General features: G+C 41.0%; 16 protein-coding genes. 8 read left to right on the top strand and 8 right to left on the bottom strand.

Going from position 1 to position 16,586, the window contains the following annotated elements:
- Positions 1 to 18: 18 nt before the first annotated feature.
- The 5 genes from KPF51_RS08290 to KPF51_RS08270 form a co-directional block, all read right to left on the bottom strand.
- Entirely contained in the window at positions 19 to 885 is an 867-nt protein-coding gene (locus KPF51_RS08290) for a MurR/RpiR family transcriptional regulator (protein WP_005718698.1), read from the bottom strand.
- A 26-nt stretch (positions 886 to 911) separates the two neighbouring features.
- Entirely contained in the window at positions 912 to 1,379 is a 468-nt protein-coding gene (nanQ, locus tag KPF51_RS08285; protein WP_005724604.1) for an N-acetylneuraminate anomerase, read from the bottom strand.
- A 9-nt stretch (positions 1,380 to 1,388) separates the two neighbouring features.
- Complete coding sequence (locus tag KPF51_RS08280) at positions 1,389 to 2,282, bottom strand: N-acetylmannosamine kinase (RefSeq protein WP_010907298.1); 894 nt, start codon at positions 2,280 to 2,282, stop codon at positions 1,389 to 1,391.
- Positions 2,283 to 2,303: 21 nt separating this feature from the next.
- Positions 2,304 to 2,990 carry an N-acetylmannosamine-6-phosphate 2-epimerase gene (locus KPF51_RS08275; RefSeq protein WP_005724602.1) on the bottom strand — a complete coding sequence of 229 codons (687 nt, stop codon included), beginning with the start codon at positions 2,988 to 2,990 and terminating at the stop codon, positions 2,304 to 2,306.
- Positions 2,991 to 3,156: 166 nt separating this feature from the next.
- Positions 3,157 to 3,771 carry an SGNH/GDSL hydrolase family protein gene (locus tag KPF51_RS08270; RefSeq protein WP_005724601.1) on the bottom strand — a complete coding sequence of 205 codons (615 nt, stop codon included), beginning with the start codon at positions 3,769 to 3,771 and terminating at the stop codon, positions 3,157 to 3,159.
- 243 nt (positions 3,772 to 4,014) lie between these two features.
- Here KPF51_RS08270 and KPF51_RS08265 point away from each other — a divergent pair, with 243 nt between their 5' ends.
- From KPF51_RS08265 to KPF51_RS08255, 3 genes are all read left to right on the top strand, one after another.
- Positions 4,015 to 4,998, top strand: a complete 984-nt coding sequence (locus KPF51_RS08265; protein ID WP_005724599.1) for a sialic acid TRAP transporter substrate-binding protein SiaP — start codon at positions 4,015 to 4,017, stop codon at positions 4,996 to 4,998.
- 68 nt (positions 4,999 to 5,066) lie between these two features.
- Positions 5,067 to 6,950: a TRAP transporter large permease subunit gene (locus tag KPF51_RS08260; RefSeq protein ID WP_005752220.1), complete on the top strand. Its 1,884-nt coding sequence runs from the start codon at positions 5,067 to 5,069 to the stop codon at positions 6,948 to 6,950.
- Between the two features lie 128 nt (positions 6,951 to 7,078).
- The gene (locus KPF51_RS08255) at positions 7,079 to 8,221 is read left to right on the top strand and encodes an N-acetylneuraminate epimerase (protein WP_005724596.1); all 1,143 of its coding nucleotides are present in this window, start codon (positions 7,079 to 7,081) and stop codon (positions 8,219 to 8,221) included.
- Positions 8,222 to 8,313: 92 nt separating this feature from the next.
- On the opposite strand, the gene KPF51_RS08250 is transcribed toward KPF51_RS08255, so the two are convergent.
- The 3 genes from KPF51_RS08250 to clpB form a co-directional block, all read right to left on the bottom strand.
- Positions 8,314 to 9,042, bottom strand: a complete 729-nt coding sequence (locus KPF51_RS08250; RefSeq protein ID WP_005718684.1) for a cytochrome c biogenesis CcdA family protein — start codon at positions 9,040 to 9,042, stop codon at positions 8,314 to 8,316.
- A 15-nt stretch (positions 9,043 to 9,057) separates the two neighbouring features.
- Positions 9,058 to 9,432 (bottom strand): thioredoxin family protein, encoded by a 375-nt coding sequence (locus KPF51_RS08245; RefSeq protein ID WP_005718682.1) that lies wholly within the window; start codon positions 9,430 to 9,432, stop codon positions 9,058 to 9,060.
- Positions 9,433 to 9,587: 155 nt separating this feature from the next.
- The gene (clpB, locus tag KPF51_RS08240) at positions 9,588 to 12,155 is read right to left on the bottom strand and encodes an ATP-dependent chaperone ClpB (protein WP_211599562.1); all 2,568 of its coding nucleotides are present in this window, start codon (positions 12,153 to 12,155) and stop codon (positions 9,588 to 9,590) included.
- A 278-nt stretch (positions 12,156 to 12,433) separates the two neighbouring features.
- On the opposite strand from clpB, the gene dapF reads away from it, so the two are divergent.
- The 5 genes from dapF to KPF51_RS08215 all read left to right on the top strand — a co-directional run bounded on the left by dapF (position 12,434) and on the right by KPF51_RS08215 (position 16,579).
- A complete protein-coding gene (dapF, locus tag KPF51_RS08235) occupies positions 12,434 to 13,258 on the top strand; it encodes a diaminopimelate epimerase (RefSeq protein WP_005724589.1) in 825 nt (274 codons plus the stop codon).
- A gap of 527 nt (positions 13,259 to 13,785) precedes the next feature.
- Positions 13,786 to 14,484, top strand: a complete 699-nt coding sequence (locus tag KPF51_RS08230; RefSeq protein WP_005724587.1) for a DUF484 domain-containing protein — start codon at positions 13,786 to 13,788, stop codon at positions 14,482 to 14,484.
- 42 nt (positions 14,485 to 14,526) lie between these two features.
- Positions 14,527 to 15,414, top strand: a complete 888-nt coding sequence (xerC, locus tag KPF51_RS08225; protein WP_005718677.1) for a tyrosine recombinase XerC — start codon at positions 14,527 to 14,529, stop codon at positions 15,412 to 15,414.
- 9 nt (positions 15,415 to 15,423) lie between these two features.
- A complete protein-coding gene (locus KPF51_RS08220; RefSeq protein WP_005724584.1) occupies positions 15,424 to 16,134 on the top strand; it encodes an HAD-IA family hydrolase in 711 nt (236 codons plus the stop codon).
- 22 nt (positions 16,135 to 16,156) lie between these two features.
- On the top strand, positions 16,157 to 16,579 hold the full coding sequence (locus KPF51_RS08215; protein ID WP_005724583.1) for a nuclear transport factor 2 family protein: 423 nt from the start codon (positions 16,157 to 16,159) through the stop codon (positions 16,577 to 16,579).
- The last annotated feature ends 7 nt before the right edge of the window (positions 16,580 to 16,586 follow it).

Below are 16,586 nucleotides of genomic sequence, written 5' to 3'. Positions count from 1 at the left end.
GATACTCCTATAGATGTGTTATTTAACACGTTGTTCGAGAATGACGTTAACGGTTTTTTGCTTCGTTTTAGTGGCTGTATCTTCCGTCGCTTGTACGATTAAGGTGTAGATCAAATCTAAAACGAAAAGCTGAGCAATTTTTGTTCCCATTGAATCACCTTGTAGTTGCCCTTGGCGATTACCATTAATCAGGACATAATCCGCAGCGTGCGTAATGGGTGAACGCAAATTATGCGTAATCGCGATAGTGGTTGCGCTATTCTTTTTCGCGATGTTTAGTGCTTGAATGACTTCTTTCGAATAACCAGAATGACTAATACCGACTACAACATCACCTTCTTGCATGAGTGCAGCTTGCATATACATAAAGTGGTTATTTGAGGTGGAATCCACTTGTAAACCGATGCGCATGAATTTATTTTTTGCATCTTCTGCGGTTATTCCAGATGAGCCCACGCCGAAGAGAAAAATGCGTTTGGCTTTCATCATGGTATTCACCACTTTTTCTAACTCATTAAAATCGAGTAAGTTAATGGTTTCAGCAATGACATTCGTCACTGCACCCTGTAATTTCGCCGCGATATTTTTAGGATCATCAGAAGGTGAAATGTCCGTATCAAGTAAAGAATGATATTGCTTTTCTCTTGTGGCTAATTCAATAGCAAGTTCTAATTTAAAGTCAGTGAAGCCTCTAAAGCCTAATGTACGACAGAAACGAATGAAAGTGGCTTCGCCCACATCAAGATGTTTAGCAATATCAGACAGTGAAGACTGACTTAATAAATCAGGTGAGGCGAGAATTGTCGCTGCAATTCTTTTTTCTGTTTTGGTTAAACTATCATGTAGTGCACCAATCGTGTCTAAAATTTTTCCACTAATTAACATAGAGGCTCCTTACAATGTGGGGTGAATCACAGCAATTCAACCGGCACTTTTACGACAAGTTTTTTCAAACTTATCACTTGGTTATCCACATTACAGCCAGGTTTATGTGGTTCATAAGGCAAGAACACCACAAACATTTTCGGTTTTAATGTGAGTGTACTTTTATACTCGATTTCTGGGGTCAGTTGATAATCGTCTTTTTCATCGTATTCGGTATAGTTGGCTAATGTAGGATAAGCGACACTATACTCGATATTTTCCTGTCCTGAGATCAACACTTGTACATCAATATATTGACGATGTAACTCAGCTTGTTTACTTTCTGCCGCCGCGGTATCAAATGCCATGACATTCATATAAATTTGCTCCGTAATGTCATGACGCCCAGTTTCTAAAGCAGCTAAATCTAATGTATTTAAATAGTCACATACCTCAGCAATAACAGGAGGTAAGCCTAATTTGAAATCGTTTCTTGTTAAGTCCCCAATAAACATATGATTCTCCTATTTCAAATGAACGCCTTGTTTTAGGCAATCGGCTACCCACCAAGCGGCACCCAGTAGCCCAGCATCTTGTCCGTGACGTGCTTGTTCAACGGTACAATGATAGAAATGTGGCATCATGTTGAGGTACTGTTTGACTAAGGGGAGGTAACCTTCCGCTAAACCAACACTACCGCCAACTACCACTTTTTGTACATCTAAACCAATCACTAAATCTGCAATCAGGTTGGCTATCGCGCTAGCTGAACGCTGGATAAGTGCGGTCGCTTTTTCATCATTTTTTCTAAATAACTCGAAAGCTTGTTTTGGTGTGCAAGGTGGATTCCATTGGCTAGAAACGGCTTCAATTGCGCGTCCAGCCGCGACGGCTTCAACACAACCTACACGCCCACAACCACAAACCGGACCATTTGGGTCTGCTAATGTATGTCCGATATGCCCGGCAACGCCGTTAGGTTCTGTCAATAAACGGCGTTCTAAAATAATGCCACCACCCACCCCAGTGGATACGGTGATAAAAACAAAATTTTGTACCGCATTTTTATCTTCGTCTTTATATTCCGCACACGCGGCAGCTTGCACATCATTTAGTAAGCCAATCGGTTTATCCGTATGACGCGCAATGCTTTCTTTTAAGGGAAATTCCGCCAAACCACCTAAATTTTTTGGATTTAAGGCGGTTAACACACCATGATTAATGATGCCGGTTGAGGCCACTGCAACGTAATCGAATTGTCCGGCATACAAAGCAAGAATGTTGGCCAGTGTGTCATGCATCGCATTGGCAGCATCAGCTTGTGGCGTTGCAATCTGTTGGCGTTGTTCTATTTTGCCGTCTGTTACAATAGCCGAGGCAATTTTTGTTCCACCAATATCTAATGCTAAACAGCGCATAGGCTCTCCTTCTGTGATGACTTATTTTGCCGATTTGACGGCATCGGCAAACCAGCTTACGATATGTTCGAGGCGAGTCAGCGCAGATCCTACGGTGACAGAGTAAGCACCAATCTCAATTGCGGTTTTCGCCAATTCTGGGGTGTTATAGCGCCCTTCTGCCATCACTCGGCAGCCAGCAGCATTTAAATCTTTGACTAACTGATAGTCCGGTTCAGCTGGAATTTCACCGCCAGTATAACCAGACATGGTGCTACCAATAATTTCTACCCCTAAGTTGTGGCAATACATTCCTTCTTCAAAATTAGAACAATCCGCCATGGCTAAACAACCTAATTCTTTGATTCGTTTAATAATGGCTTCACGTGTGGTTGGACGGACGCGATCGGTACCATCAAAAGCAATAATATCGGCGCCTGCTGCGGCTAACTCTTCAATGTCTTGTAAAAATGGGCTAATACGAACGGGACTGTCAGGTAAATCGCGTTTAACGATACCAATAATCGGTACATTGACGACGTTACGCGTGGCTTTTAAATTTTCGATCCCTTCAATACGTAACCCAGCAGCACCACCGATAACGGATGCTTGCGCCATGGCGGCAACAATTTCTGGCGAGTCCATTGGCCCATTATCTACAGGCTGGCAAGATGCGATTAAGCCATATTTAATTTGTTCTAAAACTTGCGGATGTGATAGTTTTGACATATTAACTCCAGTCTAAATTTATCAAAAGAAGATTGACTCCAATTTGCATAGGTTAATCTTAGAATTAAAAAATAACAACCAAAATAATAAAAATTTGAGATCTTTGTCGCATATTTATTCATAGGGAATAGACAGCTTAATTTTAGTTATGATTTGTCAATCCTTGCTATTTTTGTGTTTGCTGGTTTGCGATACACTGTTCTAATATTGCTTTGAGCACTTGATAACCTTGCTCATTAAAATGTAATCCGTCGGTACAAAGGCGTAAATCCAGTTCACCGTTAGGATCACAAAAGTATTTTTGTGTTTCAACGTAAGTCACGTCTGACGGACAATGCTGTTTTAAATAGGTATTGAGCGTGTGAATTTGTGCGTTAGTGACCGTATTAATCTGATTGACCGGTGTGGCTTCTAATAAAAAGTAGTGGGACGTAGGAGAAATGGTGTGTAGGTGAGTCAGAATGTCATTTAACCATCGCATGACTTGCGCCGGTGAATACGTTTCTTCCTTACAAATATCATTGACGCCTAAAAAAAGAAAAACAGATTGTCCAACTTGTTGAATCCGTTTAGGTTTAACGATAACATCCAAATATTGTCGCGTACTGACGCCAGAAAGTCCTAAATTGGCGACGGTTTGTCCCGCTAATTGTGGTGTGCCTGCTACCTGTTCGTCCCACATGTCAAAGAGTGAATGACCAATTAAGCTGATATTGGCAGGTTTGGAAAATTCCGCCATTTTGCTCTGATAGCGTTGATAAATATCCTGATCACTTAGCATGCGTGGACCTCTATTTTGAAATAAAACGCTAAGTATTATATAAAACCTGATATGCCGGTAAACAGTAAACTTATCTTCCGTAGGGGTAAATATTCAATTTTGTGACGAACCTATCATTTATGAAATAAAACTTCATTTTCTATATAAAAAATAGTTTTTTCACTTTAGAATGCCAAACGTGTGAAATTTATTTCATCATCATTTTAACGTAATCCCAACGTAACCAATAGAGGAGAACTCATAATGAAATTTAAAAAACTACTACTTGCATCTTTATGTTTAGGTGTTTCAGCTTCTGTATTTGCAGCAGATTACGATCTTAAATTCGGTATGGTTGCGGGTCCAAGCTCAAACGAATATAAAGCAGTAGAATTCTTTGCGAAAGAAGTGAAAGAAAAATCCAATGGCAAAATTGATGTGGCTATTTTCCCTAGCTCACAGTTAGGTGATGACCGTGTGATGATTAAACAATTAAAAGACGGTGCATTAGACTTTACGTTAGGTGAATCAGCACGTTTCCAAATTTACTTCCCAGAAGCAGAAGTATTTGCGTTGCCTTATATGATTCCTAATTTTGAAACCTCTAAAAAAGCGTTGCTCGACACAAAATTTGGTCAAGGTTTATTGAAAAAAATTGATAAAGAGTTAAACGTACAAGTGTTATCTGTGGCGTATAACGGTACACGTCAAACAACTTCTAACCGTGCAATCAACAGCATTGAAGACATGAAAGGGTTAAAATTACGTGTACCTAACGCGGCAACCAACCTTGCTTATGCAAAATACGTGGGTGCAGCGCCAACACCAATGGCATTCTCTGAAGTTTACCTTGCGCTTCAAACAAACTCTGTGGATGGTCAAGAAAACCCATTACCGACAATCCAAGCACAAAAATTCTATGAAGTACAAAAATACTTAGCATTAACTAACCACATCTTAAATGACCAACTTTACTTAATCAGTAACGATACGTTGGCAGATTTACCAGAAGATTTACAAAAAGTGGTTAAAGATGCAGCAGCGAAAGCCGCTGAATATCACACTAAACTCTTCGTTGACGGTGAGAACAGCTTAGTTGAATTCTTCAAAAGTCAAGGTGTGACAGTTACACAACCAGACTTAAAACCATTTAAAGCAGCACTTACACCATACTATGATGAATATCTCAAGAAAAATGGTGAAGTCGGTAAAATGGCGATTGAAGAAATTTCTAATCTCGCTAAATAAATATAGTAACCTTATCCCTGCGCCTTAAGGGATAAGGTTCCTTTTTATTGGGTTGTCTTGAGGTATCTATGAAAATAATAAATAAATTAGAAGAGTGGATTGGCGGTGTGCTATTCATTGGAATTTTCTTAATTCTGTTAGCACAAATCATTGCTCGTCAAGTGTTTCAGTCACCGTTTATTTGGAGTGAAGAACTCGCAAGATTGCTATTTATCTATGTCGGGCTACTTGGTATCAGCATGGGTATCCGTAGTCAACAGCATGTTTATATTGATTTTTTAACTAACTTTATGCCCGAGAAAGTGAGAAAGGTGACAAACTCCTTTGTTCAAGTTCTCATCTTTATTTCCATCATTATTTTCATTCATTTAGGCTTTAAAGTTTGGCTCGACTCCAGTTTTAAAATGGAAGCATTAACTGCTTTCGCTTCAGATTTAATTGGGCGCGAGACGATTGTGCCTGAAAAATGGATGTATGCGGCATTGCCTTTTATTTCTTGTTTAATGTTATTCCGCTTTTTCCAAGCGCAAGTTGAAAATTATAGAAATAAGTTAAGTTATATTCCTGTCACGGCATTTGTGATTGGTGCGGTCATTATTTTTGCGATTTTATTGATTGAGCCAGATTGGTATAAAGTCCTCCGTATTTCAAATTATGTGAAATTTGGTAGTGATGCGGTGTATATCACATTAGTGATTTGGCTTGTCATTATGTTTGTGGGAACCCCGGTAGGTTGGTCATTATTTATTGCGACGTTGCTTTATTTTGCGATGACGCGTTGGAATATTGTTAACTCAGCATCAACCAAGCTCACTGACAGTTTAAATAGTTTCCCATTGCTGAGTGTGCCGTTCTTTATTTTAACCGGTATTTTAATGAATACGGGCGGAATTACAGAACGTATTTTTGATTTCGCACGTGCCTTGCTCGGTCATTACCGTGGTGGTATGGGACACGTGAATATCGGGGCAAGTTTAATTTTCTCAGGTATGTCTGGTTCTGCACTTGCCGATGCAGGTGGTTTAGGCCAGTTAGAAATTAAAGCCATGCGTGATGCTGGGTATGACGATGACATCTGTGGTGGGATTACCGCTGCTTCTTGTATTATCGGTCCATTAGTTCCACCAAGTATTGCGATGATTATCTATGGGGTTATTTCTAACCAATCTATTGCAAAATTATTTATTGCGGGTTTTATTCCTGGTGTGCTCGTAACCATTGCGTTAATGACCATGAACTATTATGTGGCGAAAAAACGTGGTTATCCAAGAACACCTAAAGCGACCCTTGAACAACGTTGTCAGGCATTTAAAAAGGCCATTTGGGCAGTGTTAACCCCAATTTTGATTATCGGTGGTATTTTCTCTGGTCTCTTTACACCAACAGAAGCCGCGGTGATTGCAGCCTTCTATTCCATTATTATCGGGATGTTTGTTTACCGAGAGTTGAATTTACAAATGTTGTTCAAAAGCTGTATTGAAGCAATGGCGATTACAGGGGTAACAGCATTAATGGTGATGACGGTCACTTTCTTTGGTGACATGATTGCACGTGAACAAGTGGCTATGAAAATTGCAGAAGTCTTTGTTGCAGTAGCCGATTCACCAACGATGGTGTTAGTCATGATCAACCTATTGCTCTTGTTCCTTGGTATGTTTATTGATGCTTTAGCATTGCAATTCTTGGTGTTACCGATGTTAATTCCAATTGCGGTTCACTTTGGCATTGACTTAATTTTCTTTGGTGTCATGACCACATTAAATATGATGATTGGTATTTTGACTCCACCAATGGGAATGGCATTATTTGTTGTGGCACGTGTTGGTAATATGCCGGTGAGTACAGTCGCAAAAGGGGTTTTACCTTTCTTAGTACCAATTTTTGTGACACTGGTGTTGATTACAATTTTCCCACAAATTATCACCTTTATACCAAATCTTCTGATGCCATAATGGCGTGAAGAAATGGCATTCAAAGCCAATCGGACTCGGTTGGCTTTAATTTAAAAAACTTGCCATTCAGTATTATGCTATCTGAATCGGTATTCATTCTTACTAACCTAATTAATTGAGGTAATAAAATGAAATTTACAAAAACAGCGTTATTTACGGTATTAGCAGCAACGGCATTTGCCGCACAAGCAGGTCAGTATCCAGATTTACCAGAAGGCATTAAAGCCGGTGCAGGTGCATTAATTGGTGATACCGTTTATGTGGGGTTAGGTGGTACTGGCACAACAAAATTCTATTCATTAAATTTGAAAGATCCAAAAGAGTGGAAAGAAATTGCAGAATTCCCTGGTGGTAAACGTAATCAGCCTGTTGCTGCGGGTGTGAATGGTAAGCTTTATGTGTTTGGTGGTTTCCAAGATACAGATGTCGCGAAAAATCAAATTATCAATGATGCTTATGAGTATAATCCGGCAGATAATACGTGGACAAAATTAAGCACACGTTCTCCTCGTTCTACATCTGTGGGAGCGAGTGTTGCAGCAGATGGCGGTAAAATTTACTTCGTAGGTGGGGTAAACCACGAAATTTGGAATGGTTTATTCCAAGATGTTAAAGCTGCAGGTGGTGATAAAGAGAAAGAAAAAGCGATCTTTGACCCGTATTTCAATTTACGCGCACAAGATTTCTTCTTCTCACCAGAAATCATCAGTTATGAGCCAGCTAACAATGTATGGCGTAACGAAGGCTACTTCCCATATTCAGGTCGTGCAGGCGCTGCGGTTGCGATTAAAGATGGTAAATTATTAGTCGTGAATGGTGAAGTGAAAGCAGGTTTACGCTCGCCAGGTACTGCGTTAGGTACGATTGGTAAAGATGGCGTTACTTGGAAAAAACTCGGTGATTTACCAGCACCAACAGGCTATGACAAACAAGATGGTATTGCAGGCGGTATGGGTGGTTATACCAATGGTCATTATATCGTGACAGGTGGTGCGAACTTCCCTGGTGCATTAGCAAACTATGAAAAAGGGATTATGGATGCGCACCGTACAGGTGGCTTGAAGAAAACCTATCATAAAGCAGTTTATGCGTTGGATGGCAAAACTGGTAACTGGAAAATTGTGGGTGAATTACCAGCAACAATTGGTTATGGTTTAGCGGTTTCTTATAATAATAAAGTATTGTTAATTGGCGGTGAAACTGATGGTGGTAAGCCATTAAGCGCTGTACAAACAATGAGTTATGATGGTAAGAAATTAACAGTAGAATAATCGTTTTATTCGTGATTTAAGGGCTGTATAAACAGCCCTTTTTTTCGTTGCGTTAATCATAATGTGAAAAAACGTAGCGCACTTTTTAAGAGTTAAAAGCGGGTTGTTAAGTTAGTTAGCCATTCTGGACTTAATTCAACGAGCCAGATTTCAATTTGTTTATCAAAGCCTGTTAAGACCAATAAGCCTACCACTAACAAACTCCACCCCATCACAATACGTCCTTTTTGTCCCGCATTAGCGAGGCTTTCACGTTTTTCACGGAAAAATTGGCGAGAGAGTAATCCAATCGCAATTAATGGAATCACCGCGCCTAAGCTGAAGATCACCATCACAATTGCTACACTGGCAAGGGCTTCTCCTTGGCTAGCAAGCGCTATTGCGGCACCTAAAGTAGGACCAATACAAGGCGCCCAAACAATACCTAGCAATAAACCAACAAAAAATTGTCCTGTCGCGGACTCTGGGTTAAAGCCACTTAACCAAGCTTCCCCTTTTCCAGTGAGCAGTGATGTGTAACGACTCAACAAGGCTTGTAAGCGTGAGCTGAGTAGCCAGAAAGCGACTAACAGCATCAAGATCGCCGCGCCATAACGTAAATATTCGCTATTGAGACCTAATGCTAAACCGATAGACGCAATGACCGTACCAACTAGGGTAAAAGAAATTGCCATACCAAAGGCTAGGGTAAATAAGCCGACTTTCCGTTTTGCCATGGCGGAAGAGGCGACAATTGGCAGAATAGGTAAAACACATGGGGAAAGAGTAGTAAGCAATCCTGCCAGTAAACTTAAGCCTAAAACGGTGACACTGATATCCATATTATGTCAGTTTCCTTATGGGAGGGTGATAAAACGACGCAAACCGTCTTCGCTTGTTTCAGCAATACTGCGGCGTACTTCTTTGCCTTGGTTAAACAGAATTAAGGTACTTTGACGAGTGACATTGAAATGTTTTAAAGCATCTTTATGTTCGTCATAATCCACTTTAAAGACAGTGTAATCTTTAAATTGTGCCTCTTTTAACATTGGCTCAAGTACGTTGACTTGACGTTTGCAAGTTGGACACCAATTGGCATAAACATCGACTAAAACCGGTTTATCGCTTTGTAAGGCTACATCAAATGCTGCTTGTTCAAATGGTTTGAAATCCACCGCAAAAGCTTGAACGGACAGTAAGCAAGTAGCAACGAAGGTCAAAAGTTTTTTCATAAAGTTCTCCTAAAGTAAATTAAACATAAATGGTAGTGATATGGTGATTTAGACGAAGGAAGAGAGAAATCCTTACAGAAACTTTGTAAAAGATGACCGCACTTGATAAAAAAGCCCAACGCATCAGCATTGGGCTTGAGAGATGAAACACAGATTTACTGATTGGCAATCACTTTTCCGTCAACATAGTCAATGGTGACTAATTGATTCGGTAATAATTTGCCTGACAGAATTTGTTGTGCCAACGGGTTCTCAATTTCTTGTTGAATTGCACGTTTTAACGGACGTGCGCCATACACCGGATCGTAACCTACTTCTCCAATGAAGTCTAAGCAAGCATCGGTGAAGTGTAATTGATAACCATGGCTTTCCATACGTTTGATTAAGCGAGCAAGTTGGATTGTCGCAATCTCACGAATGTTTTCTTTACCTAATGGGTGGAAGACGACGGTTTCATCAATACGGTTGATAAATTCTGGGCGGAAATGTTGTCCCACCACAGACATCACTAACTCTTTCATATTTGGGTAATCCAATGTACTGTTTTCTTGGATCAAGTGTGAGCCTAAGTTAGATGTCATGATTACCACAGTATTGCGGAAATCCACGGTGCGCCCTTGTCCATCGGTTAAGCGTCCATCATCTAACACTTGTAATAAAATGTTAAACACATCATGGTGTGCTTTTTCCACTTCATCAAGCAAGATCACGGAATAAGGGCGACGACGAACGGCTTCGGTTAAATAGCCGCCTTCTTCGTAACCCACATAACCCGGAGGGGCGCCCACTAAGCGTGAAACACTGTGTTTTTCCATAAATTCTGACATATCAATACGCACCATCGCGTTTTCGTCATCAAACAGGAAATTGGCAAGGGTTTTACAAAGTTCTGTTTTCCCGACCCCGGTTGGACCTAAGAACAAGAACGATCCAATTGGACGATTTGGATCGGATAACCCGGCACGGCTACGGCGAATTGCATTCGATACTGCTTCAATGGCTTCATGTTGACCAATCACTCGTTTGTGCAATTCTTCTTCCATACGCAAGAGTTTTTCTTTTTCCCCTTCCATCATCTTCGCCACAGGAATACCAGTTGCGCGCGAAAGCACTTCGGCAATTTCCTCATCGGTCACACGGTAGCGGAGCAGGGTCATTTCTTTGCCTTCAGCGGATTCTGCTTGCGCTAGTTGTTTTTCTAGCGCAGGGATCACACCGTATTGTAATTCCGACATTTTTGCGAAGTCACTGGCACGGCGCGCTTGTTCCATTTGTGTTTTGGCACTGTCTAGCTCCGCTTTAATATGCTGTGTACCTGAAAGGGCGGCTTTTTCAGCTTTCCAAACATCTTCTAACTCCGCATATTCACGTTCTTTTTCACCTAATTCTTTTTCAAGCATTGCTAAACGTTTACGACTCGCATCATCATCTTCTTTTTGTAGCGCTTGTTGCTCCAATTTTAATTGAATGATACGGCGCTCTAAACGATCTAACGGCTGAGGTTTAGAGTCAATTTCCATACGAATGCTCGATGCTGCTTCATCAATTAAATCAATCGCTTTATCAGGTAGCTGACGATCAGATACATAACGATGAGAAAGGGTCGCGGCCGCCACAATCGCAGGGTCAGTAATTTGAACATGGTGGTGGATTTCGTAACGTTCTTTTAACCCACGTAAGATCGCAATGGTATCTTCCACCGTTGGCTCACCAACAAACACTTTTTGGAAACGACGCTCAAGGGCGGCATCTTTCTCTATGTATTGACGATATTCATCTAGTGTTGTCGCCCCCACGCAGTGTAATTCCCCACGGGCTAAGCTTGGTTTGAGCAAGTTACCGGCATCCATCGCGCCATCGGTTTTCCCTGCCCCCACCATGGTGTGAATTTCATCAATAAAGAGAATCACGCGTCCTTCTTCTTTTGACAGTTCATTTAACACCGCTTTTAAACGTTCTTCAAATTCACCACGGTATTTCGCACCGGCAATCAATGCCCCCATATCTAAAGACAGAACGCGCTTATTTTTCAAGCCTTCGGGTACTTCACCATTAATAATGCGTTGCGCCAGCCCTTCGACAATCGCAGTTTTCCCCACGCCCGGTTCACCGATTAACACTGGGTTGTTTTTGGTACGGCGTTGTAATACTTGAATGGCACGACGAATTTCTTCATCACGCCCAATCACGGGGTCAAGTTTGCCGCTTTCTGCACGCGCCGTTAAATCAATCGTATATTTTTCTAACGCTTGGCAACTTTCTTCCGCATTTGGATCATTTACATTTTGTCCGCCACGGACTTTCTCTATTGCCTGTTGTAAATTTTCTTTTTTCACACCGCACTTTTTCAACACATCACCAAGTGTTTTGTCTTCTAACGCTGCCAGTAAAAACAATTCAGAGGAAATAAATTTATCTTGGCGTTGCTGTGCTAACTTGTCGCACAAGTTTAATAGATTCACTAAACTCCGTGAAACTTGTACATCACCACCGCTGCCTGACACTTGTGGTAATTTACTGAGCTCGGCATTTAATTCATTACGCAAGAGAGGTAAGTTTGCCCCACTTGCTGTTAAAATTGGCGCAGTGGAACCACCTTGTTGATTTAACAAGGCGGTGAGTAAATGGACGGGTTCAATAAATTGGTTATCTTTGCCAATGGCTAAAGATTGCGCCTCTTGCAGCGCTTGTTGAAATTTTGTCGTAAATTTTTCGATATTCATATTTGCTCTCCTGTAAAAATTAAATCGGGTTAAGGAATGTTCAAATATCCCTTCGATTTACAAGGAATAAATAAGCCCCTTTTTACCATTTTCAAGAGTATTTAAGCGATATATTTAATTCAAACCTATTAAATGTCATATTTTCAATAGGTTACAGCAAAGAAAGAGCGGTCATTTTTTATGAGTTTTTGTGAGAGTCATCACGCTGTAATGATTTACTGATTTTTCTTGCCTGTTATAATGCCAGTCATTCAGCGTTTCAACTAAAGGACAGGAAAATGCAATTTTCCAAAATGCACGGCTTAGGTAATGATTTTGTAGTAGTGGATGCCATTACACAAAACCTCTATTTTTCTCCAGAAACCATTAAGCGTTTGGCAGACCGCCATCGTGGTATTGGTTTTGACCAAATGTTGATCGTTGAACCACCATATGATCCTGATCTCGATTTTCATTATCGCATTTTTAATGCAGATGGCAGTGAAGTGTCGCAATGCGGTAATGGTGCACGTTGTTTTGCCCGTTTTGTGACGTTGAAAGGGTTGACCGATAAAAAAGACATTGCGGTCAGTACGCAAACAGGCAAAATGATTTTATCAATTAAAGATGACGGCATGATCCGCATTAATATGGGAGAGCCGATTTGGGAACCAGCGAAAATCCCCTTTACTGCCAATAAATTTGAAAAAAACTATATCTTACGTACCTCTATTCAGACGGTGTTATGTGGTGCCGTGTCGATGGGCAACCCCCATTGTGTAGTGCAAGTGGACGATATTCAAACTGCCAATGTTGAGCAATTAGGACCTTTATTGGAAAACCACGAACGTTTTCCAGAGCGCGTAAACGCTGGTTTTATGCAAGTGATTCATCGAGGACATATTAAACTACGTGTGTACGAGCGAGGCGCTGGTGAAACCCAAGCTTGCGGTAGTGGCGCCTGTGCTGCGGTGGCAGTGGGTGTGATGCAAGGATTATTGGACAGTAAAGTGCAAGTGGATCTTCCAGGTGGGAGCTTGATTATTGAGTGGGAAGGCGTAGGTAAACCATTATTTATGACAGGTGATGCGACACACGTGTATGATGGAGTGATTCGGTTATAGTCATTTGTCACTTTTCTTTGCTTCGCCAAAGAAAAGTAACCAAAAGCCACCTACTTTCTTTTGCTTGTACAAAAGAAAGTAGGCAAAGAAAATACACCCCAACTAAGCAACTGCTCTTCATTTCGTGCTTATTTTTTCACGAAAAGTTAGCAGACTACGCACTGCGTGCTTCGCTGGCGTAACTTTTCTAAAAATAAGCCCTTCATTCAGGTTGCTTACATGGGGCTATGGTTTGAGCATTATTCTCGCTGTCATAGCAATGATTTTTGTTTAGTCATAGTGACTTTTTTCCGTGAATGTTGCCCGAAGGGAAAAGAAAACTTTAGCCAAGTTACGCTAGCGAAGCACGCAGTGCGTAGTCTGCTAACTTGGCGTTAAAAAATTTTACTTTACCAGAGGAAAGCGCAACACTGGCGGTTCGCTTTTCTTTTGGTTTTCTGTGGCGAAGCAAAGAAAAGTGACAGAGAAAAGTAGATCGCTCATCGGAGCGAAAGCACGATTAATTCCTAACGAAAAAATAACATACTATGCAAAAACAATCCCTCACCCCAACTGACATCATCGACTACCTGACACAACACAAGGATTTTTTCCTTCATCACCCAGAAATACTGGATGAACTTAACCTCCATCACACACAGAACAATACCCTGTCTTTAGTGGAAATGCAGCTTGACCGTCAGCGTCATCGTATTCAAGAATTAGAAGCGGAGCTGGAGAAATTCACGCAACTTGCTATTCAAAATAGTGATATTTTTCTGGGGTTATTGCCGTTACAACAACAGCTTTCTCAAGCACATAATCTCACAGAAGGGATTCAGAAACTTGATCAGTGGGTGAAAAAATTTGAATTGCAACAAGCCAAAATCCTCTTATTTACTGATGCGTGGCAGAAAGGTGAAAGTTTAACGGATGAAGTGTGGCTTGATCGTAAAGCGTTTGAGATAGTACGCTTAGAGCGTTTTGGTTTACGCCGTTTTTATTTGGGGCAAATGACACATAAAGAAAAAACCATGCTATTTTTACCAGAAGAATTTCCGATTGGTTCGGTCGCCTGTTGTTTGTTAGGTGGAAAAACCTCGCAAAAACCGACCGCACTTTTGTTATTTTCTGCCAGAGATGAGCGTCATTTTCATAATGGGCAAGATACTGAATTTTTGAAACATTTAGTGGATATTGTCACCTTACATTTGGGACGATGGGTGGACAGTTTTAAAAAAGCCTAAGTTGGCTTGTGTTAAAAAATAAGTGGGGTAACGGGGAGTGGAATGCAAGAACAGTTAGACAAATATTGGAATTATCTGCGCATTGAAAGACAAGTAAGCCCGCATACGTTGACGAATTACCAGCGTCAGCTTTATCGCATTGTGGACATTCTGGCGGAAAATGGGATCACAAGTTGGCAAGCCGTGACCCCCAGTGTTGTACGTTTTATTTTGGCGCAAAGTAATAAAGATGGTTTAAAAGAACGCAGTTTAGCATTGCGTTTGTCGGTATTACGCCGTTTTTTTACCTATTTAGTCCAACAACAAGACATTAACGTTAATCCCGCTACTGGCGTGTCTGCCCCAAAACAAAATCGACACTTACCGAAGAATATTGACGCTGAACAAGTACAGCAATTACTGAACAACGATAGCAAGGAACCAATTGATATTCGGGATCGAGCGATTTTAGAGTTGTTATACAGTTCCGGTTTACGTTTATCCGAATTACAAAGTTTGAATTTAAACAGTATTAATACTCGAGTACGAGAAGTGCGGGTGATGGGTAAAGGTAATAAAGAACGTATTGTGCCTTTCGGGCGTTATGCCTCTCATGCAATTCAACAGTGGTTAAAAGTGCGTATCTTGTTTAACCCAAAAGATGAAGCGCTGTTTGTCAGCCAATTAGGCAATCGCCTTACTCACAGAGCTATTCAACAACGGCTCGAAGTTTGGGGAATTAAACAAGGACTAAGCAGTCATTTAAATCCACATAAACTGCGCCATTCCTTTGCCACACATATGCTCGAGGCGAGCTCTGATTTACGCGCGGTACAAGAATTATTAGGTCACAGTAATTTATCCACCACTCAAATTTATACCCATTTAAATTTTCAACATCTTGCGGAGGTGTATGATTCAGCACATCCGCGTGCGAAACGCAAAAAATAGGAAAATTGTATGAAATTCTACCGCACTTTACGCCCTTTCAAATTAATCAGTTTTGATTTGGACGACACCCTGTACGATAACAGCGACGTGATTCGCCTCGCGGAAGAAAATTTTATTGAAAAAGTCAAACTTGAAAGCCAGTTAAATATCTCATCAGAAGAATGGCGAGCCTGGAAGCAACGTATCGAACAACGTCATCCTATGTTGTGTGAAGATGTAGTGGCGTGGCGGATTGAAACCTTGCACCAACTTTTAGCAAATTATCAGAAAAGTGCGGCAGAGATTGAGCGAGTTTGTCAGCAAGCGATGGCGTTATTTGTGGAATGGCGTCATAAAATTGATGTGCCGGCGCAAAGTCAACAGGTGCTGAATTTACTAAAACAAAAATATCCACTGGTGGCGATTACTAACGGTAATGTTGAGCCACAACGTATAGGTTTATCGCAATTTGATCTCGTACTACGGGGCGGTGAACAGGGCAGAGCGAAACCCCATCAAGATTTATTCCATCAAACCGCACAACACTTTGGCGTTCAGCCGCACGAGATTTTACACGTCGGTGATAATTTAATGACAGACGTACAAGGCGCGATTCAGGCTGATTGTCAGGCGGTTTGGATTAATCTTTCAGGCAAAGTGCTACGGGATTTCCCAGAAGCAAGATTAATGCCAACCTTAGAAATTACCGAGTTGAAACAGTTGTTAATGTTGGTGGCGTAAACATCGTAGTGAGGGAGGAAATATGCAACAACAACGAGAAGCCACGATAGCCTTATGGTTTGAGATGTGGCTGCAACAACAAGATTTAGGTATTGATCGGATCTTTACGGAAAATGTGATTTATATTGAAAGCTGGGGACCGAAATATACTGATCTCGCAACGCTCAAGCATTGGTTTAGCGAGTGGAACCAGCGTGGTAAAGTACAGGTTTGGGCAATCAAGCAGTATTTTCATAAAGGTAATCAAACGATTGTAGAGTGGACCTTTCATGATCAAATGCAAGATGGCAGGAAAGAGGCATTTGATGGTATGTCGCTAATTAAATGGTCTGAGCACAATCAAATTTGCTATTTACAAGAATTTGGTTGTCATCGTGAACATTATAATCCTTATGAACAGGGCGACATTCCCCAATTTCGAGAAGACAAAAAGCACTGGTTTTAACGATTAA

Source organism: Pasteurella sp. XG20 (assembly GCF_018968665.1).
Lineage (GTDB): Bacteria > Pseudomonadota > Gammaproteobacteria > Enterobacterales > Pasteurellaceae > Pasteurella > Pasteurella multocida.
This window is presented reverse-complemented; position numbering and strand designations above follow the sequence as displayed.